The following is a 578-nucleotide window of genomic DNA, read 5'->3' as shown; positions in this document are numbered from 1 at the left end:
TGTTCAATTCCATATTTCTCAAGATTGACAACTTGGGCTCCCTCTGACTCAACAAGAAGTCCTTTTTCAGCGAGAATATCTACAACAGCATCCATCTTATCGTTGTAGAAGGCTTCTCCGTTGTAGCTGTCAAATTTGACTTGCAATTCATTGTAAAGGCGGTTGAATTCCACTAAACTTTCATCACGGAACCATTGCCAGAGAGCGAGGGCTTCCTCATCTCCATTTTCCAGTTTGCGGAACCATTCGCGTGCTTCTTCATCCAAGCTAGGGTCTTTTTCAGCTTCAGCATTGATGCGAACGTAGAGTTTAAGAAGTTCATCGATTGGATGTGCTTTAACGGCTTCCTCATTTCCCCATTTCTTGTAGGCAACGATCAACATTCCAAACTGTTTGCCCCAGTCTCCTAGGTGGTTGACCTTGACCGTTTGATAACCGATTTTTTGGAAAATATGTGATAAGCTATCTCCGATAACTGTTGAACGCAAGTGCCCAATAGAGAATGGTTTTGCGATATTGGGACTAGACATATCGATAACGACATTTTCTTGCTTGCCAATGGTTTGGTCAGCATAGTG

The 578-nt window shown here is 42.7% G+C and carries 1 protein-coding gene; it reads right to left on the bottom strand.

Annotated features, from left to right (window positions below; genetic code table 11):
• The coding region (argS, locus tag GMD6S_RS10020) for an arginine--tRNA ligase domain-containing protein (protein ID WP_000507581.1) at positions 1-578 on the bottom strand (578 nt) is incomplete at both ends.

It is taken from the genome of Streptococcus sp. GMD6S (genome assembly GCF_000297015.1).
Note: the sequence above shows the minus strand (reverse complement) of the source record. Positions and strands in the feature narration are given on the sequence as shown.